The organism is Pseudarthrobacter sp. SSS035, from assembly GCF_023273875.1.
Classification (GTDB): domain Bacteria; phylum Actinomycetota; class Actinomycetes; order Actinomycetales; family Micrococcaceae; genus Arthrobacter.
Genome location: NZ_CP096882.1, coordinates 2,339,229 through 2,364,116 on the forward strand (window position 1 = coordinate 2,339,229; position 24,888 = coordinate 2,364,116).

Annotated in this window: 22 protein-coding genes and 1 pseudogene; 9 read left to right on the plus strand and 14 right to left on the minus strand. The window is 63.0% G+C overall.

The genetic code is table 11. The features are described 5' to 3' along the window. Positions 1–22 precede the first annotated feature (22 nt). From MUN23_RS10805 to MUN23_RS10815, 3 genes are all read right to left on the minus strand, one after another. Positions 23–1,309, minus strand: a complete 1,287-nt coding sequence (locus tag MUN23_RS10805; RefSeq protein WP_248764053.1) for an alkaline phosphatase family protein — start codon at positions 1,307–1,309, stop codon at positions 23–25. Between the two features lie 20 nt (positions 1,310–1,329). Further along, a complete protein-coding gene (locus MUN23_RS10810; protein ID WP_248763825.1) occupies positions 1,330–2,973 on the minus strand; it encodes an alkaline phosphatase in 1,644 nt (547 codons plus the stop codon). Between the two features lie 150 nt (positions 2,974–3,123). After that, positions 3,124–4,635, minus strand: coding sequence for an MFS transporter (locus MUN23_RS10815; RefSeq protein ID WP_248763826.1), 1,512 nt, complete (start codon positions 4,633–4,635; stop codon positions 3,124–3,126). 84 nt (positions 4,636–4,719) lie between these two features. Between MUN23_RS10815 and MUN23_RS10820 the strand changes: the two genes are divergently transcribed. From MUN23_RS10820 to MUN23_RS10830, 3 genes are all read left to right on the plus strand, one after another. Then, positions 4,720–5,103 (plus strand): MarR family winged helix-turn-helix transcriptional regulator, encoded by a 384-nt coding sequence (locus MUN23_RS10820; RefSeq protein WP_248763827.1) that lies wholly within the window; start codon positions 4,720–4,722, stop codon positions 5,101–5,103. A 194-nt stretch (positions 5,104–5,297) separates the two neighbouring features. Further along, positions 5,298–6,821: an aldehyde dehydrogenase family protein gene (locus MUN23_RS10825; protein WP_248763828.1), complete on the plus strand. Its 1,524-nt coding sequence runs from the start codon at positions 5,298–5,300 to the stop codon at positions 6,819–6,821. 66 nt (positions 6,822–6,887) lie between these two features. After that, the gene (locus MUN23_RS10830) at positions 6,888–7,475 is read left to right on the plus strand and encodes an adenylate kinase (RefSeq protein WP_248764054.1); all 588 of its coding nucleotides are present in this window, start codon (positions 6,888–6,890) and stop codon (positions 7,473–7,475) included. 141 nt (positions 7,476–7,616) lie between these two features. Here the strand turns inward: MUN23_RS10830 and MUN23_RS10835 are convergent, their stop codons facing one another. The 6 genes from MUN23_RS10835 to MUN23_RS10860 all read right to left on the minus strand — a co-directional run bounded on the left by MUN23_RS10835 (position 7,617) and on the right by MUN23_RS10860 (position 15,178). Further along, complete coding sequence (locus tag MUN23_RS10835; protein WP_248763829.1) at positions 7,617–8,696, minus strand: LacI family DNA-binding transcriptional regulator; 1,080 nt, start codon at positions 8,694–8,696, stop codon at positions 7,617–7,619. A gap of 38 nt (positions 8,697–8,734) precedes the next feature. Beyond that, positions 8,735–9,640: a carbohydrate ABC transporter permease gene (locus MUN23_RS10840; RefSeq protein WP_248763830.1), complete on the minus strand. Its 906-nt coding sequence runs from the start codon at positions 9,638–9,640 to the stop codon at positions 8,735–8,737. Continuing rightward, positions 9,637–10,518, minus strand: a complete 882-nt coding sequence (locus MUN23_RS10845) for a carbohydrate ABC transporter permease (RefSeq protein WP_056341101.1) — start codon at positions 10,516–10,518, stop codon at positions 9,637–9,639. Before MUN23_RS10845 ends, MUN23_RS10840 begins: the two co-directional genes overlap by 4 nt. Positions 10,519–10,567: 49 nt before the next feature. Further along, positions 10,568–11,902 (minus strand): ABC transporter substrate-binding protein, encoded by a 1,335-nt coding sequence (locus tag MUN23_RS10850; RefSeq protein WP_248763831.1) that lies wholly within the window; start codon positions 11,900–11,902, stop codon positions 10,568–10,570. A gap of 46 nt (positions 11,903–11,948) precedes the next feature. Next, the gene (locus MUN23_RS10855; RefSeq protein ID WP_248763832.1) at positions 11,949–13,385 is read right to left on the minus strand and encodes a GH32 C-terminal domain-containing protein; all 1,437 of its coding nucleotides are present in this window, start codon (positions 13,383–13,385) and stop codon (positions 11,949–11,951) included. 239 nt (positions 13,386–13,624) lie between these two features. After that, complete coding sequence (locus MUN23_RS10860) at positions 13,625–15,178, minus strand: glycoside hydrolase family 32 protein (RefSeq protein WP_248763833.1); 1,554 nt, start codon at positions 15,176–15,178, stop codon at positions 13,625–13,627. A gap of 520 nt (positions 15,179–15,698) precedes the next feature. On the opposite strand from MUN23_RS10860, the gene MUN23_RS10865 reads away from it, so the two are divergent. Continuing rightward, positions 15,699–16,694, plus strand: a complete 996-nt coding sequence (locus MUN23_RS10865) for an NADP-dependent oxidoreductase (protein WP_248763834.1) — start codon at positions 15,699–15,701, stop codon at positions 16,692–16,694. A gap of 66 nt (positions 16,695–16,760) precedes the next feature. Further along, entirely contained in the window at positions 16,761–17,627 is an 867-nt protein-coding gene (locus tag MUN23_RS10870) for an alpha/beta fold hydrolase (RefSeq protein ID WP_248763835.1), read from the plus strand. An 81-nt stretch (positions 17,628–17,708) separates the two neighbouring features. Here the strand turns inward: MUN23_RS10870 and MUN23_RS10875 are convergent, their stop codons facing one another. Beyond that, positions 17,709–18,422: an SDR family oxidoreductase gene (locus tag MUN23_RS10875; RefSeq protein WP_248764055.1), complete on the minus strand. Its 714-nt coding sequence runs from the start codon at positions 18,420–18,422 to the stop codon at positions 17,709–17,711. 130 nt (positions 18,423–18,552) lie between these two features. On the opposite strand from MUN23_RS10875, the gene MUN23_RS10880 reads away from it, so the two are divergent. After that, the gene (locus MUN23_RS10880; protein ID WP_248763836.1) at positions 18,553–19,176 is read left to right on the plus strand and encodes a TetR/AcrR family transcriptional regulator; all 624 of its coding nucleotides are present in this window, start codon (positions 18,553–18,555) and stop codon (positions 19,174–19,176) included. A gap of 173 nt (positions 19,177–19,349) precedes the next feature. On the opposite strand, the gene MUN23_RS10885 is transcribed toward MUN23_RS10880, so the two are convergent. Both MUN23_RS10885 and MUN23_RS10890 read right to left on the minus strand, forming a co-directional pair. After that, the gene (locus MUN23_RS10885) at positions 19,350–20,225 is read right to left on the minus strand and encodes a class III extradiol ring-cleavage dioxygenase (RefSeq protein ID WP_248763837.1); all 876 of its coding nucleotides are present in this window, start codon (positions 20,223–20,225) and stop codon (positions 19,350–19,352) included. Positions 20,226–20,295: 70 nt separating this feature from the next. After that, complete coding sequence (locus MUN23_RS10890) at positions 20,296–20,670, minus strand: DoxX family protein (RefSeq protein ID WP_248763838.1); 375 nt, start codon at positions 20,668–20,670, stop codon at positions 20,296–20,298. 169 nt (positions 20,671–20,839) lie between these two features. Here MUN23_RS10890 and MUN23_RS10895 point away from each other — a divergent pair, with 169 nt between their 5' ends. After that, a complete protein-coding gene (locus tag MUN23_RS10895; protein WP_248763839.1) occupies positions 20,840–21,367 on the plus strand; it encodes a MarR family winged helix-turn-helix transcriptional regulator in 528 nt (175 codons plus the stop codon). A 127-nt stretch (positions 21,368–21,494) separates the two neighbouring features. Next, positions 21,495–21,830, plus strand: a pseudogene (locus MUN23_RS10900) (ABC transporter transmembrane domain-containing protein); the annotation flags it as partial. A gap of 617 nt (positions 21,831–22,447) precedes the next feature. On the opposite strand, the gene MUN23_RS10905 reads toward MUN23_RS10900, so the two are convergent. After that, positions 22,448–22,966, minus strand: coding sequence for a cupin domain-containing protein (locus MUN23_RS10905; protein WP_248763840.1), 519 nt, complete (start codon positions 22,964–22,966; stop codon positions 22,448–22,450). A gap of 198 nt (positions 22,967–23,164) precedes the next feature. On the opposite strand from MUN23_RS10905, the gene MUN23_RS10910 reads away from it, so the two are divergent. Then, positions 23,165–23,710: a MarR family winged helix-turn-helix transcriptional regulator gene (locus MUN23_RS10910; protein ID WP_248763841.1), complete on the plus strand. Its 546-nt coding sequence runs from the start codon at positions 23,165–23,167 to the stop codon at positions 23,708–23,710. Between the two features lie 100 nt (positions 23,711–23,810). Here MUN23_RS10910 and MUN23_RS10915 read toward each other — a convergent pair whose 3' ends face one another. After that, positions 23,811–24,752: an aspartate dehydrogenase domain-containing protein gene (locus tag MUN23_RS10915; RefSeq protein WP_248763842.1), complete on the minus strand. Its 942-nt coding sequence runs from the start codon at positions 24,750–24,752 to the stop codon at positions 23,811–23,813. Positions 24,753–24,888 lie beyond the last annotated feature (136 nt).

Here is a 24,888-nt window from a genome sequence, read left to right on the forward strand (position 1 = left end):
AGCAGAGCCTAACACTGCGTCCTCAGTTGCGCGGTTTCGTCAGGGCAGAGACCCGGCCCGTGCCGTCGTAGCCACCCGCCGGGGCCTTGAGTCCGTAGATTCCGCCGATGGTGGGCGCGACGTCGAGAGTCCGGGCAGCCTCGGAGGATACCGATCCCTTCACCACCAGCGGGCTGCCGCCTGATACGAAGAAGGGAATGGGCTCCGTGGCGGGGTGACCGTGGTTGCCAGGGATCGGGTTGGACGCGACGTACGGGTCGGAGAAGCGCCAGCCCGCCCGGCAGTAGGCCACCAGGTCTCCGGCCTCGTGGCCTAGCCGCAGGTCCGCCGGCCTGTTGACCGAGAGCACGCCCTCATGCGCCCGGACCAGCTGTTCGACGGCGGCCAGTCCGGCCGCGCGGTCCGGTTCGGGGCCGGTCCAGTAGAGCAGGTCCGCGCCGCCGTTCTGGGCAATCGTGATGTTCGACTGCAGCTCCGGACGGGACTGGAGGATGAGGTTGATCGAGATGAGGTTGCTGGCGATGGACCAGTCCATGGAATGGTCGGCGAGGACCATCACCACGCTGGAGTCCCATTTGCCGGCGTTCTTGAGGTGGTCGATGAAGCGCCCCACCTGCAGGTCTGTTTCGGCCAGGGCGGCCTCGCGCGCGGCCCGCAGCGTGGTTCCGGAAAGGTCTGAGTGGCCTACGCGGTCGATGTCGCCCAGGTTGGTGAACACAAAGTCCGGGTCCGGCCCGTTCACCATCGCCAGCAGGGCGTCCATGGTGGCGGCGTCGGGCGCGTGGCCGGTTACGGGAAGCACCGGCTGGGGTTCCCACCGGTAGCTGGCGCGGGCACCGAAGATGCCGTAAAGGTACTTCTTGCTCAGCACGGAGCCGGTGGCGAGGCCGAGCTCCTGCAGCCGCTCCAGGAGGGTCGGGAAGTGCAGGTCCGTGGACCGGTCGAGGTCGCGGACAACGCCGTCGGTCCGGTCGAAGATGGAGTTGGCCGGCACGCCCGAGCGGTCCGGGCGGACACCCGTCATCATCATGACGTGGTTGGGGATGGTCTCCATCACCGGCAGGGAGCGTGCCGCCGGGAAATTGGTGCCGGCATCGCGCAGTGCAGCCAGCCTCGGCGTCAGCGCGGGCGTGATTTCGTCCGGCCGGCAGCCGTCCACCACCAGCACGTAGCTTCGCGTCCGTCCAGCGGCGGGGGCGGCCCAGGCGGTGCCGGGTGCCGCTGAAAGGACGACGGCGGCCCCGCCGGCGGCGGCGATTTGCAGGAACTGCCGGCGTCCCGGCGTCGAAAGTCTGCTGCTGGCGAGCATGCCCTGCTGCGGTGAACGGCTCACTGGAGTCCTCCCGGCGTCGGGGTAACTTTGCCGGAGTTGGCCTGGACGTTGAATGATGTGGACAGTGTGGCTCCTGAGCTGGCGGAGGTGCGTTCGGCGAGGACGTACCAGTCCATCCGAACGCCGGCGGCTGTCACGTCCAGGACGGAGTAGCCGTGTGAGTCGAAGTCCAGGTACTTCACGTGCGGGTTGGCCGCCTTGATGGCGTTCTCGACGCCGACGGATCCGGTCCGGGGCGGAACGTTCAGGATGTCGTCGAGGTTATCGCTCGTGACGGAAGTGCAGACGAGCTCCGCGGCCACGGAATCACCGGTGGCCGGGTAGCTGGCCGGATCCGCGGGGATGTCGCAGGCCCAGCCGGAGTGGATGTCGCCGGTGAGGAACACGGTGTCCTTGACGGCGTTATCCCGCAGGTGGCGGACCACGCGGTTGCGGTCCGCCTCGTAGCCGTCCCATTGGTCCACGTTATAAGGCACGCCGCTGATGCTCGTCCCGCCCATCAGCTTTTGCACACCGGCCAGCTCTGCGGTGTTCAGGGTCGAGGGAACGCGGACGGGCGCAATCATGACGGGATTGCCCACAAGCTTCCATTGCGGGCCCGTTGACTTGAGGTTGCCCAGCAGCCAGTCCATCTGTGCGGCGCCGGTGATAGTGCGGGCGGGGCTGCTGACGGAGGGATCCGCACCGTTGGCGGCCTGCTGGTCACGGTAGGAGCGCAGGTCCAGCATGGACAGGCTGGCGAGGGAGCCGAAGTCCAGGCGTCGGTACAGTTGGCCGCCCGGCTCATAGCGCACGGGCATCCATTCGGCGTAAGCCTTCTGCGCGGCGGCGACGCGCTCGCTCCACGCGCCTTCGGCGCCCTCGGTGTGGTTTTCGGCGCCGCCCTTCCAGGCGTCGTTGGCCGATTCATGGTCATCCCAGGTCACGATGAACGGGGCGGCGGCGTGCAGGGCTTGCAGGTCAGGGTCGGTTTTGTACTGGGCGTGACGGCGCCGGTAGTGCGCGAGCTGTGTCATTTCGTGAGCTGGTTCGTGGGGGCGGACGACGACGTCGCGCGCCTGGTATTCGCCGGGCCCGTATTCGTAGAGGTAGTCGCCGAGGTGAAGCACGGCGTCGAGGTCGCCGCGCGCGGCGAGATGGCGGTAGGACGAAAAGTAGCCCGCCTGCCAGTTGGCGCACGACACGACGCCGAACTTCAGCCGGTCCACGGCCGCACCCGCCGCGGGGGCGGTGCGGGTACGGCCCGCCGGCGATACGGCCTGTCCCAGCGTGAAGCGATACCAGTAGTTGGTGGCGGGGGCCAGCCGGCCCGCGATGATCTTGACCGTATGGTCCCGGGCCGCGCCGGTGGCGGCAGTGCCCCTGGCCACGATCTTCTTGAAGCCAGCGTCCGCAGCGATTTCCCACCCGACGGACACCTCCGGGCCCAGCCCGGTGCCTGGCAGCGCTGCGGGCGCTGGCGTCACGCGGGTCCAAAGCAGCACGCTGTCTGCCATCGGGTCTCCCGAGGCGACCCCGTGGGAGAAGACGCCACCCTGGGGGGCGGAAAAGCCACTTGCTGCGGTGCCGGAGACAATGGCCCCAGCCACGGCAGCGACGCCTGCTGAGCGCAGTACTTGACGACGAGTAAAGTTAGTCATGCCTTCCAGTATCCGCACGCTCAAAGGGTCAAGGGGCGGCTTTTTGGCCTGGTTAGCCAGACGTTCACCCAGTGTTTTCCGTGGCGCAGTCCATATCCTGGCTCATCCAGCACTAGGGAAACGAGAGGTTCTCCGCCACATCCTCAGGGCTCATGGTGTGTCCAAGAGACGCTCGTCGGCGTCAACTACCGGCCGCCGCGTTTTGCCTAGCGAGAGCCTGGGCGTAGCGGCAACGAGGAGGGCAGCCACGGCCACCGCGGCGCTCAGGATCAGGCCCGGCCGGTACTGTTCCAGCATCGCGGCCGCATCGACGGCGGCACCGGGGTCGGGCGCATTGCCGTGACCGCTCACCATTGCCGTGGTGACGGCCAGCACCAGGGCGGCACCGACTTGGGTGCTGGTCTGGATCAGGCCTGCGGCCAGGCCTTGCTCGGCATCACGGATGCCAGCCGTGGCCTGGACGTTGATGGACGGGAACGCCAGGGCGAAACCGACCCCCAGCAACAGGACGGACGGCAGAATGTCAGTCACGTAATTGGGCGAGGTGCCCACGCGAAGGAACAGCACGTATCCGAGCGTCAACGCCGCCAGCCCGGTCAGGATCAGTCGCGGGGCGCCGAATCTCTCGATCAGCCGGTCCGCGAAGGGTGCGCTCGAGGCAACCAGCAGGCCGGTCGGGAGCAGCGCCAGGGCCATGCCAAGGGGGCTCCATCCCAGCACGGACTGCAGGTAGAGCGTCAGGATGAACTGGAAACTCAGGTAGGAACCGAACAGCCCCACGGCACTGAGGTTGGCCCGGGCAACCCAGCCTTCCTTGAGGATGCTGAACCGGATCAGGGGGTGTTTGACGCGGTTTTCGATCACGGCGAACGCTGCCAGCACCGCGGTGGAGGCCACGAATCCGGCGATAGTTGCCACAGATCCCCAGCCGTTCCCCGGCGCCGCTACCAGCGTGTACACCAACCCCAGCATGCCGCCCGCGAGCGTGATGGCGCCCCAGACGTCATGCCCGCTCTCTTGCTCCCCGTCTGCGGCCTTGCCTGCGGCTCCGTCCCGGGGGATGTACCTCAGGCCAAGGATCACAACGGCGACTGCCACCGGAACGGAGACCAGGAAGGTCCAGCGCCAGCTCAGGGAGGTCATGAGGCCACCTACAACCAGGCCGAGGGAGAATCCGCTGGCGCCGAACGTGGTGAAGATGGACAAGGCGCGGTTGCGTTCGCGCCCTTCAGCGAAGTTGGTGGTGATGATCGAGAAGGCGGCGGGAGCCGTGAATGCGGCCGCCAGGCCCTTGACGAAACGGGTGGCGATCAGCAGGGCCGGGTCATCCACCAGCCCGCCGAGCAGGGATGCTGCGGCGAAAACGCTGAGCGCAATCAGGAAGATGCGCCGCCGGCCGAGCAGGTCCGCCATGCGACCGCCCAGCAGGAGCAGGCTTCCGTAGCCGAGCACGTAGGCGGAGACGATCCACTGCAGGGATTCGGTGCCGAGATTAAGTTCGGTGCCGATCGAGGGCAGGGCCACACCGACCATTGATACGTCCAGTGCGTCGAGTGCCAGGACGGTGCACAGGACCAGGAGGAGCATCCATTGTGCATGGGTCCAGCGCACAGCTGTAAGCCGGCCTCCGGCTGATCTTTCAAGGGTGGAAGTTGAAGTCATGGCAACAACTTATATGACACGTCATTGAATGACAAGGAATATTATGACGTGGACTTTTAATTCGTCATGAACTAGAATCGCTGCATGGCAAAACCGCAGGACCGCCAGTTGGTTGAGCAATGGCGCAGCATCCAGACCACGTACTTCCACACGGCGGGGGCGCTGGAGCGTGCGCTGGAGTCGAAGTTCAGCATCGGCCTGACGGAGTTTGAAATCCTGGACCTCGTGGCCGAAAGCACCGACGCGGCATGCCGCATGAAGCAACTCGGTGAGCGCACGCCCATGACCCAGAGCGCCATGTCCAAGGTGGTGGACCGGCTCGACAAAGCCGGACTGATTTCCCGCCAGTCCTGCGAAGATGACCGGCGCTCGCTGTTCCTGGAACTCACCGACGCCGGCCGCGCGCTCCACAGGCAAGCCGCCATCGAACACCGCGCCCTGCTCAGGGAAAACCTGGGCAACGACTAACCACCTTTCCGTAGGGAACGGGCCAACTCCGTAGGGAACGGGCCAAGGTTGTCGCGGCCGCCGAGTCAAGTGACGGGGACGACGCGTCCAGTCCGAGGTCGGTAGCTGGCGGCACCCTTCGCAGCCTGGTCGCAACCTTTGAAGTTCTAGCATGGGGGCCAGGACGAAGACGTCTGTTTTCCAGAGGAGTGACCATGACTGTTTATGTACAGCCCGGCCAATCAGGATCCAAGGTCCAGTTCAAGGACCGCTATGAGAACTGGATCGGCGGAGAATGGGTGGCTCCAACGACCGGCCAATACATCGAGAACGTTTCCCCGGTGAACGGAAAGCAATTCACCGAGGTGGCACGCGGCGCCGCCGCGGACGTTGAGCTCGCACTCGATGCCGCGCACAAGGCCGCACCGGCGTGGGGCAAGGCTTCGGCCACAGAGCGCGCCGCCGTGCTGAACAAGATCGCCGACCGGATCGACGCGAACCTTGAGATGCTCGCCGTCGCCGAATCGTGGGACAACGGCAAGCCCATCCGCGAAACGTTGAATGCGGACATTCCGCTCGCTGCGGACCACTTCCGCTACTTTGCCTCGGCCATCCGCGCCCAGGAAGGCCGGCTGTCCCAGCTCGACGACGACACCACGGCCTACCACTTCCACGAACCCCTCGGCGTCGTGGGCCAGATTATCCCGTGGAATTTCCCCATCCTGATGGCCGTCTGGAAGATGGCTCCTGCCCTGGCGGCCGGCAACGCGGTGGTGCTCAAGCCCGCTTCCAACACCCCGGCCTCCATCCTGGTCCTGGCGGAACTCATTGCGGACCTGCTGCCTGCGGGCCTGCTGAATATCGTCAACGGCTTCGGGGCGGAAGTGGGTAAGCCGCTGGCCTCCAGCCCGCGGATCCGTAAGATCGCGTTCACCGGCGAGACCTCCACCGGGCGCTTGATCAGCCAGTACGCCAGCCAGAACCTGATCCCGGTCACCCTGGAACTCGGCGGCAAGAGCCCGAACATCTTCTTCAACGATGTTGCCGAATCCAACGACGCGTTCTACGATAAGGCGCTGGAGGGCTTCACCCTTTACGCCTTCAACCAGGGCGAGGTCTGCAGCAGCCCCTCCCGTGCCCTCGTCCAGGACGGTATCTACGATTCCTTCATGGCTGATGCCGTGGCAAGGACAGAACAGATCATCCAGGGCAACCCGCTGGACACCAACACCCAGATCGGCGCCCAGGCATCCGTGGGCCAGATGGAGAAGATCCTCTCCTACATCGACATCGGACTCGAAGAGGGCGCCACAATCCTGTCCGGCGGTGCACGGACGGAGCTCGATGGGGACCTGGCCGGCGGCTATTACGTCCAGCCGACCATTTTTGAGGGTCAGAACAGCATGCGGATTTTCCAGGAGGAGATATTCGGCCCGGTGGTCTCCGTTGCACGCTTCGGCGACTACAAGGACGCAGTCAGCATGGCCAACGACACCCTGTACGGCCTTGGCGCCGGCGTCTGGTCCCGCAACGGGAACGTGGCCTACCGTGCCGGCCGTGAGATCCAGGCCGGCCGGGTGTGGGTGAACAACTACCACGCCTACCCTGCCGGGGCAGCGTTCGGCGGCTACAAGTCCTCAGGCATCGGCCGTGAAAACCACTCCATGATGCTGGACCACTACCAGCAGACTAAGAACCTCCTGGTCAGCCACTCAGAGAACAAGCTCGGCTTCTTCTAGCCCGGGCAGATAGCACAGCTAGCGTTCAACAAACTTGTACCACGAAGGGGCTTTTACATGACGAGAATGCTGATTATCGGACCTCCCGGTTCCGGAAAAGGGACGCAGGCCGAACGGATTTCGGAGCGCCTCGGCGTCGCCGCGGTCTCCACCGGCGACATCTTCCGCGCCAACGTGAAGGGCGAAACTCCTCTTGGCATCGAGGCCAAGAAGTACATGGACGCCGGGGACTTTGTTCCGGACAGCGTCACCAACAAGATGGTCCGCGACCGGCTCAGCGAGTCCGACGTCGAAAACGGCTTCCTCCTGGACGGCTACCCGCGCACCACGGCGCAGGTGGACTACCTTGACGGGATCCTCGCGAACAGCGAAGAAAAGCTCGACGTCGTCCTGCAGCTCACGGCCGACGACGAGGAACTCGTCTCGCGCCTGTTGGGCCGTGCCAAGGAAACCGGCCGGAGCGACGACAACGAAGCCGTGATCCGCCACCGCCTTGACCTGTACCACGAGCAGACCGAGGCCGTTGTGGCCAAGTATGCCGAACGCGGCATCCTGACCCAGGTTGACGGCATCGGCGGGGTCGGCGAGGTCACGGACAGGGTGATGAGCACGCTCGGAGATCTTCTTAAGGTCTCCGCCGTAATCGGACGGTAGTACTCAACCGCCTGCACCGCTGATGAGTAGCGGTGATCGAGCCTGTCGGAAACCACCACCGGAATCCGACAGGCTCGACCTGGCTGTCCGGGCGAACGCACGGCTTGTTGGACGGCGGCACTGGCCAATTCCTGGGTGCGGCTATGCGGGGGCCAGAGCCCGCACCGAGTTTCGTTCCACGGTGGGACAGTAGATTTTTGTGGGGTCAGCGGCCGGTGCTTCTTCAAGGCCCAGGAGCATCCGCACTCCGGCTGCGCCCAGCTCGTAGTGGGGGAGAGCTACGGTGGAAAGCGGGGGCCGGACGTGGGCGGCGATGACTTCCTGGTTATCGAATCCCACCACTGCCATGTCTTCGGGGATGGAGAGCCCGTGCTCGCGTAGTCCGTCGTATAGCCCCATCGCCATTCGGTCGTTGTAGCAGTACACGGCAGTGGCTTCGCGCTTGAGGAGTTCCTCGGTCGCTCCGTACCCGCCTTCCTGGTCTGGGTAGGCTTCCAAGACCAGGCCCGCGTCGAACGGGATGCCTTCCGCTTCCAGCGCTTCCCTGTACCCCTGGAGTCGTCCGTCCTTAGCCGGGGCCGGGATGGTGGCGTTGATGAAGGCGATCCGGCGGTGACCGTGTTTCAGCAGGATCTCCGTGGCTGAACGGCCGCCCTGTATTTCATCCGGGACCACGGCCCGGGAGCCTGGTTCCGTGGAAAAGCAGTTGACGAGGACGAAGTCCGACTCCTTAAGGGAGGCCGGGATGTCCGTGGGCCGGTGGAACCAGGTGGAGTAGAGGATTCCGCGCACCTTGTATTCGAGCATCATGGCAATCGCGTCCGTCTCCAGCTCGCGGTTGCCTTCGGTGTTGGCGATGAGAAGTGCGTAGCCGTGCTTCCAGGCTTCATCCTGGGCGCCGTGGATGATCTGGCCGGCAAAAGGGGTGGTGGCAATGGCATCGGCTACGAGCCCGATGAACCGCGAACTCCCGCTGACCAGGGTTTGCGCCATGGCATTCGGCCGATAGCCCAGGTCCCGGATGGCGTCGCGCACGCGCTGGCGGGTTTCGTCGGATATCCGGGCAGTCTTTTTCTTGTTCACTACCAGGGAGACGGTGGCAGTCGAAACGCCCGCGGCCTCGGCTACCTGCCGGAGCGTGACGGGTTGAGGGCGCCCGGGGCGTTCGAGGGGTGCAGCCGCACCCAGGGGTGTGACCGAACTATTCTCCTGCGAATTCATGAGCCCTCCTTGAGGAGTATATCCGGCTGTTCCTGCTGTCATCCCTTGCTCCCACCGCTCTCCAGGCCTTGGATCATGGCTTTGTTCAGCACGAGGAAGACCAGCAGCAGGGGCGTGATGGTGATGCAGACGGCGGCAAACGTGGCCGTCCAGTCCGTTTTTCCCATGGCGCCGATGTAGTTCTGCAGGCCCAGTGGAATGGTCTTCAGTTCTTCGGAAAGGACGAAGGTGTTGGCGAAGATGAAATCGTTCCAGATGAAGATGCTGTTGACCAGGACGACCGTCACGACGGTATTTACCGAAAGGGGCAGCGTGATGAGTCCGAAGATCCGGTATGGACCTGCTCCGTCAAGGGACGCGGCCTCGTACGTTTCCCGGGGGATGTATTCAAAGAACGACGAGAAAAGGTAGATCGACATCGGAAGGGCGAAGCCGGCCAGGGGAATGATCATCGACGGGTAGGTGTCGAGCAGGTTGATGGTTGAGTAGTCGATGAAGAGCGGCACGAGAGCGATCTGGACGGGCACGATGATGCCGACCAGGAAAAGGCTGCGGACGAACTTGCTGAACCGGAACCCGAGGACCTGCAGCGCATAGGCTGCCATCATTCCCAGCAGCACAATCAGGACATTGGCTCCCATGGTGACGATGAAACTGTTCAGGATGTTCAACCAGAGGTTGCCCGTCTCGAAGGCGCGGGCGTAGTTCTCCCACGTCAGGGACTTTGGCAGTGCGAAGGGGTCGCCGGTCGCGAAGTCGTGTTCGGTGCGGAGGCTGGTGATGAAAAGCCAGGCGAGAGGGTAGACCTGCACGATGACGATGAGGGCGATGAGCACTCTTGACAGGGTGCTGTGAAGGGTGGGCGGCTTGCGTCGGCGGAGCGGCGGCAGGCTGTCTGATGGGACTGCCACAGGCCTGGTGATCGGAGCTGCCGGCGCGGTCATGCGTCCGCCTTTCGTTTGAGCAGGAAGAGGATGAGCCCTACGGCCACCAGGCACTCGACGACGATGAATACGGCGATGGTGCTGGCGTATCCGAAGTCGGTGCTCGAGAAGGCCGTCTTGTACATGTAGGTGGTCAGCAGCTCCGAGGACTGTCCGGGGCCGCCGTTGGTCATGAGGTAGGGGATGTCGAATCCGCGCAGGCCGTAGGTGGTTGCCATGATCGTGGTGGTGATCCAGACGGGCATGATGTGCGGGAAGCGGATCTTGGTGAACAGTTGCCACCGTGAGGCGCCGTCGAGGCGGGCCGCCTCCTCAAGTTCCTGCGGGACGGACAGCAGCGCCGCGTAGATGATGAGCATGTACAGGCCGGTGAACCGCCACCCTTCCGGAGCCGATACTGCGGTGAGCACGGTGTTGATGTCCGAGAGCCACGGCCGTTCAAGGGCGCCGAGGCCGATCCAGTGCAGGAGCTGGTTGAGCAGGCCAACCGGTTCGATCGAGTAGATGCGCACGAAGAGGAACGCGATGGCCACGGTGGAGATCACCGCCGGCAGCAGGTAGAGGGTCTTGATGAGCTCGCGGCCGCGTCGCATTGAGGTGAGGAGGCTGGCCACGAGCAGGGCGCCGCCGAGCTGCAGCACCAGGCAGATGGCGAGATATCCGAGGGCGTTGAAGAAGGAGCGCCAGAAGATGTCGTCTGCGGTGAGCATCCGCACGTAGTTGGCGAGCCCTACGAACTCCATGTCGCTGATGCCGTTCCAGGAGAAGAAGCTGAGGAACAGCGACTGCACGATGGGGAACAGCACGGCGACGCAGTAAAGGAGCAAGGGTGGGAGCAGGAACACCAGGACAGAAAGTCGTGACCTGTTGGGAAGCATGGCTAGGCCTTTCGGGTGGGGGCCGCAGCCGCAGCCCCCACCGCTGTGATTACTTGAAGAACTTCGGGGCGTTCTGCGCGATGGTGCTGTCCATCGTGCTGGTGAACTGTTCGGGCGTGATATTGCCCTGGACGAGGAGCACTAGCTCCTGCTGCAGCCGGCCGTTGGTTGTCGGGTCAAGCTGGGTGTCCCACGGCATGGCCTGCTTGCCCCCGAGGTCGTTGGCCTTCTCCAGGGCCTTCTTGTACAAGGGTGTGGCGTTGGCCGGCAGGGCGGTCTCCACATTGGTGGTCGGCGAGAGCGCGCCGGTGGCCGCGTACTCGGCCGGGTACTTCGTCAGCGCGAACTTCAGGAAGTCGCTGACCAGCGGGTCGTAGGTCTTGGAGTTGACGGCCATTCCAATGCCCGACGGCGACACGAACTCGTTCGCCGCCGTGACGGATCCTGCAGTGGTTGGCAAGGTAAAGAAATCGATGTCCTCGCGCACTTCAGGATTCAGCTTGTCCGTTGCCAGGCTGGGCAGCTCCCAGGTGCCGATGTTGTACATCGCTGCCTGGCCGGAGGTGAACTGGTTCTGGGCGTCGGAGTAGCCCTGCGATGAGAAGCCATCCTGGAAGCACTTGGCCTTGCCGAGCGCCGCCAGCCATTCGACGGTCTTCTGGCCTGCGGGGTCAGAGAACTTCGCTTCGCCCTTCTTGAGCTTCTGGATGAAGTCCGGCCCGGCTTCACGGAACGGCTGGTAGGCGACGTACCGCTCGAGCGGCCACTGGTCCTGGCCGTCGATGGCGATGGGGGTGATGCCGGCATCGCGCAGGGCGGTGCACATGGCGGGGATGTCATCGAGGGACTTCGGGACGGCGACCCCGGCCTTCTGCAGCAGGGCTTTGTTGTACCAGACGAACTCCAGCTCGAACTGGAACGGGATCATGTTCAGGGACCCGTCGTCGAACCGTTGGTAATCCAGCGCGCTGGGCCGGTAGTCGTCGTAGACGTCCAGGGACTTCAGCAGCTTTTCGGCGTCGACCATTTTGCCTTGTTTGGCCAGTTGTTGGGCGAAGGGCGTGGCGTCGGTGTCGAAGAGCTCGGGGAGTTTGTTGGCCGCGGCCAGCGTCTCGAGCTTTTGGATGTAAGAGGGCCGGTCGGGAGTGGTGATGAGCTTCAGTTCGAAGCCCGGGTGGTCTTTGGCGTACTCGTCCGCCAGCTTCTTCATGATGTTGATGACGGCCCCGTCGGCCGGCCGCGAAAGGAGCCACGAGATTTCACGGGCTTTGATTTCCCCGGTGGGGCTGACGTTGGAAGGGTCACTGGACCCTCCGCCGCCGCAGGCTGTCAAAGCCAGGGCGGTGACGGCTGCGACAGCGGCAGCACGGAAGAGTTTTTTCATGAGGGCAATCTCCTTTGATTGGAACGGAGGTGAGGGTGGTGTGTATTTAGTTGTCGGTGCGCTGACGTATTTGAAGTTCAGTGACGGTGACGGATCCTTCGCCGGCGAAAACGCCGATCCGCCCCGCGGGCAAGTCGTAGATCCTGGTGCTGAGGGCCACCTGCCGGTCCAGGACGGCAACGCAGATGTCGCCGTCGACGATGACTTCCAGGGTGTGTTCGCCGGGGGAAAGGTCGCACGGGCGTTCCAACTCGATGTGGAACGGAATGTCGCCGGAGACATGCCATTGCGCGTCTCCGGTGCTGGTCCTTGGCCATCGGTCGAAGACGAGCCTGCCGCGCTTCGGTTCCAGGCGCAGCACGTAGGACTGGTCACCGTCTGGCCCTGAGCGCAGCAGCAGACCGCATTCCGTTGTCCCGGGGGCAATGTCCAGCACTGCTTTCGCGTAAAACTGGCTGGGCAGTTCTTCCTCCGAGACGACCGCGGTGTATCCGTCCGGGACGTTGAGCCGGGTGGGCAGTTCGTGCGCCAGAGACACCGGGACGTCCTCCCAGAAGCTGTCCACCAGTTCGTTGGCGAAGGCGAACCCGAGCGTTCCGTCCGCATTTTGGCGGGCTTCCAGGACGGACATCGTGCCTGCCCACTGCCAGGGTCCGTCGTCGCTGTTGCCTTCCTTGCTGGCGATCCAGCCGAAAAAGAAGCGGCGCCCGTCCCGCTCCGCGGTCTTTGAGGCGTAGTAGGCGCGCCCGTCGATGCTGTCCAGGTCCGGTACCGTCCACGGGCCGTCGGGGCTCTTGGCCATACGGTACCGGGTGGTGAACGATTCGGAGAACTCCGAGTAGACCATGTACCACCAGTCACCCCACGCGAAGACATCCGGGCATTCATGCGTGATGTAGCGGCGCGGATCCCAGAACGGTTCGGTGTGCCGCCAGTTCACCAGGTCATCGGACACGCACTGCGCAATGACGCCGCGGCGGCGTTCAGGTCCTGTGGAGTGTCGTGCCGCCAGCAGCATCCGCCACTGGCCTGCCGCCTCATCCCGGAAGACGAACGGATCCCGCCAGTCCCCGGACTCATAGCCGTCCGGGGCGCCGAAAGTGAGCTCGGGGTGCTTCACCCAGGTCTGCATGCCATCGGTGCTGGTGGCCTGCATGACCAGTTGCAGGGGAACGCCGTCCGGTCCGAGGTTCCGTGGGTTCTGTCCCGTGTAGAACAGGCGGTGGTTGCCGCTTTCATCGACGACGACGCTGCCCGTGTAAGCGTTGAAGTCCAGGTCGGTGTCGCTTCCGTGGTGGAGCGAAACACCCTGGTCCGCAAACTGCGTGAGGTCTTTGGTGGTGACCAGGTTCCACGAGGTCCCCGGCTTCGGGTCTGAGCGGACCTCGTGAAGGTAGAAGAGCCAGAACTCCCCGTCCTTCTCGAAGGGGATAAGATCGCCAACCCATCCATCGGAGGGCTGGAAGAAAACTGAGCGTTTCATCGGCACTGATGTCCATTTCTGCTAAAACGTTTGATCACTTGTAATCTAGCCCTAATCGGAAACCTGATCAAGCGTTTTAGCAAAGTTTAGGTTTATTCTTTCGCTGGTCTTAATCCGGAAGATGCGGACAGCGCGGAAGCAGCCTCATACTTCCCACGTACCCGGTTCCAGAAGCTTCGGACGAAACAGCACTGCCGGCCGACAGGAAGCTCCTGAGGGCCGGCAGTCTGGTTCAGGTCCTAACTGAATTCGCGGATGGTGATTCCGGAGAAGGTCGCAGGGCCGCCGTCGGCGTACAGCGAGATTCCGGTGTCGCCGTCTGCGAAGTGCACCTGCTGCGAGAGCACCGTTTGCCCGGCATTAACGAAGACTTCGACGCTCTGTTTGTCGACGAAAATGCGCAGGTGCACTGAGCGTGCGGCGGCGTCGATGGGCGCCGCCGCACGAGTGTACGGCACGAGCGAGAAGCCGCCCTGGTCCGAAGGGGCGCGGTCGACGTAGACCTCGTCAACGTACTTGCCGACGTTCGTGTGGCGCGTGCCGTTGGCGGAGCGCCCCACCGATACGCCGACGTTCGCGGCCGCATCCCACGAGATGTCGAGTTCGAGTTCGTAGGCGCTGCCGCTCCACGGCAGCACGGCGCTGCCGTTCACGGTGCGGTCGGGCAGCACGGTTGTCGAGCTGACGTAGTTTGAGAGCGCCCCGACAGGGGCGCTGAGTAGGCTGTACCAGCCTTCTGGCTGACGCTCCAGGCGCAGCTCGCGCACGATCGAGTTCTGGCCGTTGTACCCGTCGGAGGCATCGGTGGGAACATCGCGCGCGGCGTACTTCCAGTTGTTCATCCAGGCCACCGCGTACCGTCGCTCGTCCGGTGCATCGACCGCCGGCCAGGTCACGGCGGCGTACCAGTCCCAGCCCCAATCGAGCGACTGCGGGTCGAGGTTGTTGGTGATAAATTGTTCGCCATCCCACGCGCCTGTCCAGTAGGCGAAGGTCATTGGCAGGCCGACGCTGTAGGCGTCCATGCTTGCGCCGAGCACCCAGTGCCGTGTGCCGTCATTGGCGGTCATTTGGAAAAGGTCGGGGCACTCGATGCCGCCAAGCGCGTGATTCGGGTAGTCGAAGTTGCGTTTCAGCTGCCAGTCGCGCAGATTCGGTGAGGTGTAGAACGCTGCGTATCGGGCTCGGCCGATTACGCACACCCACTCGCTGCGCGCCGCATCCCAGTGGATCTTCGGGTCGCGGAACCATTCCGCGTTCTCGATCTCCGCCGGTGTCGTCGCGGTCCGGCCGTCGGAATTGAAGATCACCGGATTGGGGAGGGCCGTGAAGGTGTAACCGCCGTCGGTTGACCAGTACAGGTACTGCTCCTGGTACTTGCGGATGTTGCCGGTGGGCTGCGTCGCGAGCGCCACGATGGCCCCTGCGCCGAAGCCCGCAGTGTTTGACGTGTCGACGACTGCCGAGCCCGACCACACGGGAAAGTCTGGCTGCAGCGGCAGTGCGACGCCGTGATGGGTGAAGGTCACCCCGTCGGTGGTTGTGGCGTGGTCCCATCCGCCGGGGCCGTTGTTCTGCCCGGAGTGCAGGTAGTAGAGGTGGTGGGCGCCGTTGGCATACACCGGGCGCTGCGGGTCGCAGAGCCAGCCGGACGGCGGGGTCAGGTGGTAGACGGCACGCAGTGATCCCTGGGCCTGGGCGGCCGTGATGGGCATGCCGCTGCTCATGAACAGGGCGAGTGCTCCTGCTCCTGTGCCTTGCAGGACGTGGCGCCGAGAAAAATCATGGGTCATGTTTGCTTCCTCGCAAAGGGTGGTAGCTGCAGGCATCAACTTTGATGCCCGATCCTGCTTAAGCGTTTGATCAAGCTAAAGATAAATGTTGGCGCCGTCGTGATCAAGCGTTTTAGCGGATCCTTTTTGAATCTCTTCTATGGGCCGGGCGGAATCCCAGCCTCCGGGCGTAATCTGACCTTCGCGGGACCACACCCTCGGGGCTTCTGCCGCCCGAGTGGTGGGGCCGGCCGACAGCCGCCGGCCAGGCGATTGAACCCGCCCCCTGCGGCGAGCCGCCCAGGATGACGCGATCTTTCCCGGAGCCAGCTTGCCCGGCAGGGTGCTGTCAAAGGTCGGTGTCGCATCCCCGCGGATCCACCCCGACCAGGTGGTTCTCTACCGCTTCACCCGGACCGGCTGACGCCTACGTCGGATGTTGGGTAGGGGTAGGTTCCCTTGACAATATTACTGACTGGACTCAGAATTGAGTTCAGTCAGTAATGGAGTGGTGCAACATCACCAAGAGGGAGTCGGAACCATGAGAGCGTTCGTCGTCACAAAGTACAAGGGCGCACTGCAGGAATCGAATGTTCCTGAGCCCACAGTGGGGGAGCGGGATGTGCTGGTGCAGGTGCAGGCCGCGGGCCTCAATGTGCTCGATGAGAAGATCCGGGCGGGCGAGTTCAAGCAGATCCTGCCGTACCGGCTTCCTTTGATCGCCGGAAATGATGTCGCGGGAACCGTCATCCGTGTCGGTTCGAAGGTACGCGCGTTCAAGCCTGGCGACGAGGTTTACGCACGCCCCGGCCAGGACCGCATCGGCACGTTCGCCGAGCGAATCGCCATCGCCGAGGCCGATCTGGCGCTGAAACCGGCTTCAATCAGCATGGAGGAGGCGGGCTCGCTTCCACTAGTCGCGCTGACCGCGTGGCAGGCGCTTGTTGAGCGCGGCAACGTGGGGCCCGGCCAGAAGGTCCTCATCCACGCCGGCGCCGGGGGAGTCGGATCGACCGCGATCCAGCTCGCCAAGCACCTCGGCGCAACCGTCGCGACCACAGCAAGTGCCTCAAACATGGACTTCGTGCGCGAGCTCGGCGCAGACACCGTCATTGACTACCGCAGCCAAGACTTCGAACAGCTCCTGAGCGGCTACGACTTGGTGCTGGACAGCCTGGGCGGCGGAAATCTCGAGAAGTCCCTGCGCGTGCTCAAGCCTGGCGGCAAAGCGATCGGCATTGCCGGGCCTCCGGACCCGGCATTTGCCCGCGAAGCCGGCCTGAACCCGGTGCTCCGCCTGGCGATCAGCGGCCTCAGCGCAGGGATCCGCCGGCAGGCCAGGAAGCTCGGCGTCAGTTACGAGTTCCTGTTCATGCGCGCCAGCGGCGACCAGCTGCGCCAGATCACCGCACTGATCGACGGCGGCGCGCTCCGCCCCGTCGTCGGCCGCGTTTTCCCTTTCGGCCAGACCATCGAGGCCCTCGAGGGTCTGGAAAAGGGCGGCATCCGTGGCAAGGCCGTCATCAGCAACCCCTGAGGACAACCAAGGCACCGACACCATCTTCACCAGGCGACTACCAACCAACTTCACAGGAGAACCGTCATGAACGCGCACGAGCCCTTGAACGAACCCGTAGTTATGTCCTACGCCAAAGCGCCGGCCAGCGCCATCAGCGCCGGCGGCGTCACCTACGCCTACCGCGAGCTTGGACCCAAGGGTGGCATTCCCGTCATCTTCTTCGTCCATCTCGCCGCGACCTTGGATAACTGGGATCCACGCATCATCGACCCCATCGCAAAAAACCACCACGTCATCACGTTCGACAACCAGGGTGTGGGCGCCTCGACCGGCCGGGTGCCCGACAGCATCGAGGCGATGGCCGACGACGCCTACACCTTCATCAAGGCGCTCGGATTCGACAAGATCGACATCTTCTCCTTCTCCCTCGGCGGCATGGTTGCCCAGGACCTGGTGCTCAAGCACCCCGACCTCGTCCGCAAGCTCGTCCTCACCGGCACCGGCCCCAGGGGCGGCAAGGACATGGACAAGGTCGCCGGGACCACCTACTACGACATGCTCCGCGCGGCCCTGACCCGGTCCGACCCCAAGGAATTCCTGTTCTTCAACCGCGACACCGCGGGCAAGCAAGCCGGTAAAGCATTCGTGAAGCGACTCGGGGAGCGAACCGCCGACCGCGACGCGCCGATCAAGGTCAAGGCGTTCCAGACCCAGTTGAAAGCCATCAGGAAGTGGGGGCGCGGGACGCCGGCTAATCTGTCGAAGATCACCCAGCCCACCCTGATCGCCAACGGGGACAACGACCGGATGGTGCCCTCGATCCTCTCTCATGATCTGCACCGCCGCATCAACGGCTCCGAGCTGATCATCTACCCGGGTTCCGGCCACGGCGGTATCTTTCAGTTCCACGACAAGTTCGCCCCGGCGGCGGTGGAGTTTCTGGACCGCTGAGCAAGGAGGAACCTGCATCGGCGTGGGATTCCCCATCCCGGCCCATGCAGGTTCCGCCCCGCGTCAGGTGTGGGCGCTGCTTCAGACGATCGTGCTGCGCAGCTCGGGGTAGAGCGTTTCAACTGGACCGCTCAGCCCTGCTTTGACTGTCGCAGTTGTTTCGTCAGCGATGACCTCGTACTCGCCGGCCTCGACAGCATCGAAGACCGCCCTGGCCAGCTCGGCTGGCTGCATTTTTGGGCCAGTGGCGTGAGCAGCCATCGCGGTGTCGACATAGCCGACGTGTACGCCCACAACGTGGACGCCTGCGGGGGCGAGTTCCAGGCGCAGTGAGTTGGTGGCCGACCAGAGGGCGGCCTTGGTGGCGCTGTAGATGCCGGCGACGGCGTACCAGCTCAGGGCGGAGTGGATGTTGATGATCGCAGACTCTTCCCTCGCTGACAGGGTCGGAGCGAATGCCCGGGTGAGGAACAATGGGCCGAGGAAGTTCGTCTCGACGTTGGTTCGGATTTCTTCAATGGTGTGGGTGAGAATGCCACTGCTGGCCACGGAGGCTCCGGCGTTGTTGATCAACACCGTGATGTCCCCGGCGGCCTCGACCGCTGCCTGTATGGAGGCCGGGTCCGTGACATCGAGGGTGAGCGGGACGATGCGCTCGTCCTCCCAGTTGCGGGGAGACCGGGCTGTGGCGTACACCTTGCTTGCGCCGCGGGCGAGGGCGTCGTGAACGAACTCCGTTCCAATGCCTCCGTTCGCACCGGTTACGAGGACGATGGATCCTTTAAGTGAGGGCATGGTGTCTTCTTTCGTTGCGATGAAGCCGTGTTCAGAGGCCATGCGAAGATGAGAGCAGTATCTGAGCAGCAGCATTAGTGACTGCGTTCATAACTGAGTGTAGTCAGAGTTTATTCCCGGGAAGGTCACCATGTCGCTCGCATCCAAGTCCCTCGGCCGGCGCGAACGCAACAAGCAGGAGAAGCTTGACCGCATCACCGCTGCGGCCAGGGAACTCTTCTCAACGCATGGCGTCGACGACGTCACCACGCAGCAGATCGCCGATAGGGCCGACATCGGCACCGGCACGCTGTTCCTCTACGCCAAGACCAAGGGCGAGCTCCTCCTTCTCGTTCAGAACTCCAGCTATGTCGACGCGCTGGTACGCGGCCGGGCGGCGGCCGCGGGTATCCCCGAAGTCCTTGATGCCGTGATGGCAATCGTGCGGCCCGTCGTGGAATGCAACCGCACCCAGATTGACAACGGACGGACCTACTTGCGGGAAATGATCTTCGGGGATCCCGAAGAACCTCACCACCGGGACGCACTCGCCCTGACGGGTCAAACTGAGGAAGCCATCGTCGCGATCCTGCGGCGCGATGAAAGCGTCGGCGAACCCGAGGCCGCGGCCCAGGCGCACATCATCTCCGCCATTATGTTTGTCAGCATGGCGGCAACCGTCAATATCGGCAGCACCGTCGACGACCTTCTGCAGGACATCAGGAGACAGGCCGAGGTCCTCCTGAGCCCGAAGAAAAGTACTCCAGTTCGATGAACGGGGCTTCCCGGCCGTGTGGTCTTCTTCTGTAGCACCTTCGCGTCGACGATCGGTAGGACTCTTCGGCTGATCCTGAGTGCGGCTGAAGATCAACAGCTACCGTCAATCCGCGATGCGCGGACGACGGCGGGACGTCCCGCCGTCGTCCGCTGCACTGCGGTTCCAAAGTCTTAGGCGACTTGGAGTGACCGGATGGAGTTGCCGAACCATAGGCGGTCGATTGCTGTGGTGGCGGGCGCTCCGAGCTTTGAACCTGCCCCGAGAGTGAGGAGCAGGGGGACGAAGTGGTCGGCGGTGGGGTGTGCGACCTCAACGCCGGGACCCTTATTGCGATAATCGGTCAACGCGTCGATATCGCCATGGGAGAGTGCATCGGCCGCCCATTCGTCAAAGGCCTTTGTGTGGCCGACGAGGGCGGGGTTCCGCATGATGGCGAAACTGTGGGTCATGAATCCGGAGCCGATGATGAGGATGCCTTCATTACGGAGCTGGCGTAGCCGCTGACCCAGCTTCAGCAAGGCTTCGGGGTCCAGGCTGGGCATGCTGAGCTGCACGACGGGGACGTCGGCGGCGGGGTACATGGCCATCAGCGGGATAAAGGCGCCGTGGTCGAGGCCCCTGTCGGCGTAGTGGTGCACCGTGGTGGTGTCACTCAGGGTGGCGGCGATGCGCCGGGCCAGATGGGTGGCATCCGGTGTGGCGTATTGGAGGGTGTAATAGCGCGGGTGGAAGCCGCCGAAGTCGTAGTAGAGGGGAGTGCCCGCAGCTGCGCCGGAGATGGCCAGCGGGGCGTTTTCCCAATGTGCTGAGACGACGACGATGGCCCGTGGCTTGGGCATGCTCTGTGACCAGGTGAAAAGGTCGTCAAGCCATTGCGGGTCATCCAGGGTGGGCGGGGCACCGTGGCTGACGAACAGTGCCGGCAGCGGCCCGTCTTCGGGTTCCCAGGTTTTTTGTGCCCGCGCCCGGGGCAGGGCGTGGGCGAGCAGGTTGTCATAGGCACCCGCGGGGACTGCAGGGTGGAACGGGTCATGCTGGGTTGTCATGGCTGTTTCCTTTCAGGATCCTGTTTGTCCGTGGCGGGGATGTAGCGCTGGTATGCCGGGCGGTGTCGGGTTAGAACGGGACGGGGCCAAAGCGGCCGACGGCGACGAAGAGTGCCAACGCGCCCAGGACGGCGTTGATGACAACCGCCTGCTTCTCGCCGCGCTTGATGTGGGTGATGATGGCGCCGACCATCACGACGGCCAGGCCGGTGGCGGCGACAGGTACGAGGAAAGTGGCGATACCCGTGACTGCCGGCAGGATCAGGCCCAGGGCGCCGAGGACTTCAGCTAGGCCGATGGCTTTTACGGCGCCGGAATTGAAGTCTTCCGCCCAGCCCATGCCCGAAGCGGCGAGCTTCTCCTGCGGCTGGGAGATCTTCATCAAACCCGCGGCCAGGAAGGCCAGGGCAAGGGCAGAAGCGACAATCCAGAGGGCGATGTTCATGATGATTCCTATTTGGTGTGAGGGTGGATGATGTTCGCGATCGAAGTGCTGCGACTTCCGGCTCTCACTTCAACCTTGAACTCAACAGTAGAACCAATGACTTCAAGATGCAAGTGAATTTCTTGACCAGAGACTTCATGAATGAAGTGAACCCTGTAGCATGGCTGACATGGAAAGGTCACTCAGTGTCGAAGCCAAGGAGCAGTCGGCGGCTCCCCGTCCTGCGAGCGAGCCACGCTGGCTGAGCGAGGAAGAACAGGCGGTCTGGATTGCCCTCGGCAGCGTTGTCTTTCGCCTGCCGGGTGCGCTGGATGCGCAGCTTCAGCGGGATGCCGGCATCAGCCATTTTGAGTACGTTGTCATGTCTGTTCTGTCCGAGTCCCCGGAACGCACGCTGAGGATGAGCGAGCTGGCCGTGATGGCCGAAGCTATGCTCCCGAGGCTGTCCCAGGTGGTGGCAAAATTGGAGAAGAGAGGCTGGCTCCGCAGGGCCCCCGACCCCGCCGATGGCAGGTACACACTGGCCACCCTCACCGACGATGGCTGGGAAAAGGTCGTTGCAACCGCGCCCGGCCACGTCGAGACCGTCCGCAGCCTCGTCTTTGACCCGCTGACCAAGGCCCAACTCAAACAAGTCCGCGAAATCAGCCGCCGCATCATGACCGCCATCGACCCGGAAGACCGCTGTCTGCGCTAATACGCTCTCGGAGAACCGGCCCATTTTCTCCACCGGCTCCCCGGATGAATCCCAGCCTCCGGACGTAAACTGACCTTCGCACCACCTCCAGCTCGAACACCAGCGGGACAGAACCTTTGGGGCCGCATTGCTCTGGAAACTGCTTGTTGAATACCTGCGGCCGCACCGGCAGCTGCTGATCGCCGTCGTGATTTTCCAGCTGGCGCAGTCCATCGCGTCGCTGTACCTGCCCACCCTGAACGCGGACATCATCGATGAGGGCGTGGCCAAGGGGGACACCGGCGTCATCCTCAGCCTGGGCGGCCTGATGCTGGGCATCACGCTGCTGCAGATCATCTGCGCCGTGATTGCCGTGTACTTCGGGGCGAAGGCGGCCATGGGTGTGGGCCGGGACCTGCGCGGGGCCATCTTCACCCGTGTGGGGGAGTTCTCCGAGCAGGAAGTCACGAAGTTCGGAATCCCTTGACCCCAGAGGAGGGCCAGGACAAAGAGGATGCCTAGGAAGATGAATCCGGCTATGGCTCCGTTGGTGTCCGTATGGCTTCAAGAGGCCGTCCACGATGGCGGCCGCTGCGTGTGGGTAGGCTTCCTGCGCGGCGGGCTCGACTCCTTTCCGAACTCCCTGAACAGGGCCAATAGCGGACGTATCCCCGGAGGCGTATCTGGCCCTCATCCTCGCGCGAACAATGTGAAGGCGATATCGCACTTCTCGGCAGCGTCGTCCGAGGTCCCGGATTTGATTCAGTTACTGATCTCCGCTCCGATGGTAGCCAAATTGCCGGCGTCAATCATGCGTCGGCCCATGCCACTGTCAGCCCAGATCCAAAGCCGGATTAATCTGGGATCACCGCGTCCACCATGCCGCTCAGGACTTCTGACCCACCCGCAAGCTGAGATGGTTCCCGGGCTTTAGGATCTCGTGATCGAGGCCTGAATTTGCAGAGCCCGATCCGGTGTTAGCGACGTTCAGGGGGTCGCGCGGTGCAGTCTGTCCATCGAGCGGGCGTTGGTCATCGACAGCTGCACCAAGAAGCGCGGGTACCAGCTCTAGCTGGTACCCGCGCTTCTCGGAGAACATTTCTAGCGAGTGACTCCGTGCATCTCGGATGTCGGCGGGTAGAAGGGAATCTCCGGCTTTTTCGCACCGATGATTACGCAGATCAGCGCATCATCTTCGCTGACAGTGCGAAGGCTCCGGGGAACGCCTGCAGGAACACGAATGAGGTCGCGGTAGCCCAAAACGCGACTGGCCGTCTTTGTGCCGTCCTCGACATCGTGGACGCAGAACTCCACCTGCCCCTCGAGGACAAAGAACACCTCTTCGACGTCGGGGTGAGTGTGCTCCGGTCCTACGCACCCGGCCGGCAGAACCATGTTAGAGAACGTGAAGTGCTCGGCCTGGAGGATGTTGTTGTCGTCCGAGTGGTCCCCGGTAGCGCCAGAGCCGATGTAGCGGACCTGGCCACGCCGGAATTTGTCTCCCATTTTCGTCTGGAACTTCAGAGTGTCAAAGTCAACGACGCGGCTCTCACGGGACGCGATAGACGAATCGATGAGCTCTTCAAGATCTATTGTCGGTGCACTTACGGTTTCGCTCATTGTTAAACCTCTCGGACTGGGTCGATGTAAACCAAAAACTGGTAGCAAAGCTAAGGAGCAACTCCCTCAACTCTAACTATCTCAACACTAAGGTAGATTGGATCAAGTATCAAGACCCTGAGTGGAACTAGACTGAGTTAGTTGATTGCTTAAAAGCTCAATGTTAAGATGCATCACCTACATCTAAAGGACAGGGCCATGCCTGACGATACGACTGAAGACGACGCTATTGACCGCATTCTGGCGGATTGGCTGCGTGAACGGCCGGACTTGGATGCGAGCTCCATTGGCGTCCTCGGGCGGCTCTTGCGGCTGGCCAATCAGGTCCGCGCTGTCGAAAGTTCCTACTTTGATGAGTACGGGCTGACACTTGCGTCCTTCGACGTCCTGGCCAACCTGCGCCGCTCCGGGCCACCGCACCGGAAGACTGCCGGAGAGCTCGCGACCTCCTCCATGCTCACGACCGGTGGCATTACTTTCCGGTTGGACAGGATGGAGGAGCAGAACCTCATTGAGAGAGTTCGGACCCGCGAAGACCGTCGGGTTGTCTATGCCCAGCTGACCGCACATGGCAAGGCTGTTATCGATGAGGCACTCGGAAAGCATTTAGACAAGCAACGTCAGATGTTGAGCGGTCTGACACTATCGGAACTCGATCAACTCGCAGCGCTGCTTAAGAAGGCAGAGGCATCGGTGGTCGCATTTGATGTAAATGCGACGGAAGCGGTTGGCCAAGGCTCCTGAAACATTCCAAATTCTTCTGCCAGCGCTAACTGGCACGCTTCTGGCGCGAAGACTTACTGCCCGCTGCGAGGAGGGCAGTAATTCGAGGCGGTTCCTGCACTCATATCAGTCCACCCCGGCCACCGATAATGGATTCCAGGGATCGTAGTACGGCGAACGGCACTACACCGCTTGTCCTCGGATTGTCCTCAGAAGGCTTGTTGCGGATTTCGAATCGATATTCCCCGATGGTTCCAGAAGCTTCGATGACGTGGCTGGTCAGTTCCGCTGCGGGGTCTGCCCGTACTCTGACCGTCACAGCGTCCCAGTTGTTAACAGCGATGGCAACGGCGGCGCCAGCGTTTAGAGACTTGGGGAACAACAGCGCGGCTTCAGCGGCCGATCCTTCATAAACGTCCAGTGGGCCACGAGCATTGCGTATCTCCTCAACCAAGGCCTCGTTCATCCAGGGCTGGACAAGGGAGCCCGGCAACTTCGTCGTCGTAATCGTGACTCTGTCATAGCCTCCCGCACGGGCGCCTGAGGACAAAAGGTCGAGGCCGCCAACTGCGCCAGATGTCAGGAAGAGCCGCCCCGGCCCGGCGGCATTGAGCTGCTTTGAGAATTCTCTATCTGCCAGGGCACCAATAGACGTCACGAGCAGGTCAACACCCGCCCGGAGCACAACCTCGGCGTGCTCGACGAGTGCTTCCTGACCTGCACATTCAACTAGCAAGTCGCAGCTTTCCAGAGCCTCCGTCAGGTCCAACTGCTTCGCCGGAGCACTCCTTAGCGGGCTCCGGGAGATGATCCCTTCCAAGACAGCCCCTGTGACCCGTCCCGTAGTAATCCCAGCAACGACGGGTACTCCGATGGCGCCGTAACCGATGACTCCGACCCGGCAGGTGCGTGCTGACTTCATAATGTCCTTCGAGTCTTGAGAGTAGGTAGTTAGTTCCGCTCGCACAGAGGGTTCATGAAGCACAGTGACGAGAATATTCTCGTCACGCTCGGAGGCATTAGTGCTAACTCGAATACCACTCTGAACTACCGGTGCTTTCACGCGCTTTACAGCGCCTTAGTAGGAGAGAAGGTCGGTTCCCTCCGAATGTCGGATTGCCAACTACAATCCGGCATTCGGAGGGTCAGAACTGGAAGAGACGTATCCACCCGGACCGCGCATCCAGGGCATCTGACGC